Origin of the sequence: Pseudomonas mosselii (genome assembly GCF_003205295.1) — a bacterium.
GTDB classification, from domain to species: Bacteria; Pseudomonadota; Gammaproteobacteria; order Pseudomonadales; family Pseudomonadaceae; genus Aquipseudomonas; species Aquipseudomonas mosselii_B.
Genome location: NZ_QJRP01000072.1, coordinates 1 through 2,505 on the forward strand (window position 1 = coordinate 1; position 2,505 = coordinate 2,505).

At 67.5% G+C, this 2,505-nt stretch carries 1 protein-coding gene; it reads right to left on the reverse strand.

The genetic code is table 11. The features are described 5' to 3' along the window. A partial coding sequence (locus tag DMX06_RS25970) for a condensation domain-containing protein (protein ID WP_146232248.1) occupies positions 1-2,505 on the reverse strand: 2,505 nt, incomplete at both ends.

The following is a 2,505-nucleotide window of genomic DNA, read 5'->3' on the forward strand; positions in this document are numbered from 1 at the left end:
CCACCAACCGTTGCGGGCCACGCGCCAGGCACAATGCCACGCGGTCGCCCAGGACCACGCCACGCTCGATCAGATGATGAGCCAGGCGGTTGGCACGCTGGTTGAGCTCGCCGTAGCTCACACCCAGTTCACCCTGTACAACGGCCAATGCTTCGGACGCTTGAGCCTCGACCAACGCGTGCACGGTCTGCCCTTGTGGGTAGTCCATGTCCGTGGCATTGAAACCTTCGAGCACCTGGCGCCGCTGCGTGCCGTCGAGGATGGGCAGCCTGTCGACCTGCGCCGCGCCACCTTGCTCCAACGCCTGGATCAACTGGCTCACGGCAGCGGTCATCCAACCTGCGACCCGTTCGGCACCGATCCCCAGCTGGGCCAGTACGCTCAGGCTGAAACCTTCCCCGTGGTCGTCCACGCTCAGGGTCAGCGGGTAGTTGCTGCGCTCTTCACCGCCGAGCTGATGCATGCCCTGGAAACTTGCGACATCCACACCGGCCGTATCCGTCGGGCTATGGCGGTAGTTGAGCAAGGCGCTGAACAGCGGCGCCGAGGCCGGCACGCCGCAGCACCGCTGAGCCAACGCCAGCGACGCATGCTCATGCCCGAGCAGCGCCGACAGCCGCTGGTGGGTGGCCTGCACCGCGGCGCGGGTGCCCTTGGCGGTGTCGATGCGCAGCGGCAATGTATTGATGAACACCCCCAGCGCCCGGTCGGCGCCGTCGCCGCCTTGCAGGCGGCCCATCAGCACGGTGCCGAACACCACATCACCGCGCCCCGACAGCACGCCCACCACGCGGGCCCAGGCCAGGTGCATCAGGCTCGCGGCGCTGACCCCGAGGGCCCTTGCCTGCTCGCGCACCCGGCGCGACAAGGCCGGATCCAGCGGCAGGCGCGATTCCTCGATATCGCGCCCGTCGCCCTGCACATCGGCCAGACCCATCGGCAGGGTCGGCTCGTCGACATCGCCGAGCATGTCGCGGAAGAACGCCTCGTGCCCCGCTTCGGCGGCGCCCAGGCGAACCTGGGCCACGTAGGTGCGGTACGGCACGGGCGCGCTCAACAGGTGCTGGCGACCGGAGAGAATCGCCTGCAGTTCGTGGACGATCACCTCCATCGCCGTGTGGTCCAGGGCCAGGTGGTGGAAGTGCAGGACGGCCACCACCCGCTGCAGTGCCGGGTCCAAGGCGTAGGTCAGGCGCAGCAGCGGCGCCTGGGTCAGGTCCAGGCGTTGCAGGCGGGCATCGAAGTGCGCGTGCAACCGCTCGATCACCGCGTCTTCGCCGAGCCCGGTGACTTCACTGACTGCCAGCTGGGCCTGGCGCCATACCACCTGCACCGGCTCGCCCAGCCCTTCCCAGACCACCGAGGTGCGCAGGATGTCGTGGCGGTCGATGACCTGTTGCAGGGCATCGGCACAGGCCTGCAACCGATCCAGGCTGTCGAAGGCAAGGCGGGTCTGCAGCAGGTATGGGTCACCCTGCTCGGCACTGAGGTGATGGTAGAGAATGCCTTCCTGAAGCGGCGCCAACGGGTAGATTTCCTGCACGTTGGCCGCACCACCCGGCACGATGGCAACGATACGGTCGATGCTGGCCTGGTCCAGGTCGATCAGGCTGAGCATGTCTGGCGTGATCTGCATCGCGCCTTGCGGCACACGGTTCTCGGGCACTGCCACTTCACGCCCGGAGCCAACAGCAGCCGCCAGCGCAGCCAGGGTCGGCTGGGCGAACAACACACGCACATCGGCATCCAGGCCGGCCTTGCGCATGCGCTCGATCAGGCTCACCGCCAGCAGCGAATGGCCGCCCAGTTCGAAGAAGTGGTCATGACGGCCGATTTGTTCGACCTTGAGCACCTCGGCCCAGATCACGGCCAGCGCGGTTTCGATTTCACCTTGCGGCGCCTCGAAGGCACGGCTGACCAACGCGTCGCTGCCCGGCTGCGGCAAGGCGCGGCGATCAAGCTTGCCGTTGGCGGTCAGCGGCAGCGCGTCCAGCTGCACGTAGGCCGATGGCAGCATGTAGTCCGGCAGCACGCCTTGCAGACGCTCATGCAGCTCGCCGATGGTCGGCGCCTGGCCGGTGAAGTAAGCGACCAGGCGCTTATCGCCCGGCACATCCTCCCGCACGATCACGGCGGCATCGCGCACACCCGGGCACTCGCCAAGGCGCGCTTCGATCTCGCCCAGTTCGATACGGAAGCCCCGCAGCTTGACCTGCTGGTCGGCGCGGCCCAGGTAACGCAGGGTACCGTCGGCCTGCCAGCTCACCAGGTCGCCGCTGCGGTACATTGTGCCGCCGTTGAACGGATCCAGCAGGAAGCGCTCAGCCGTCAGTTCCGGCTGCCCCAGATACCCCTGGGCCACGCCGTCACCGGCAATGTACAACTCGCCCACCGCGCCCACTGGCAGCAATTGCTGGCGAGCATCGAGCACATAGCAGCGGCTGTTGCCGATCGGCTTGCCAATCGGGATGCTGCCATCGCCCACCTCGGTGATTTCGTGGGTGG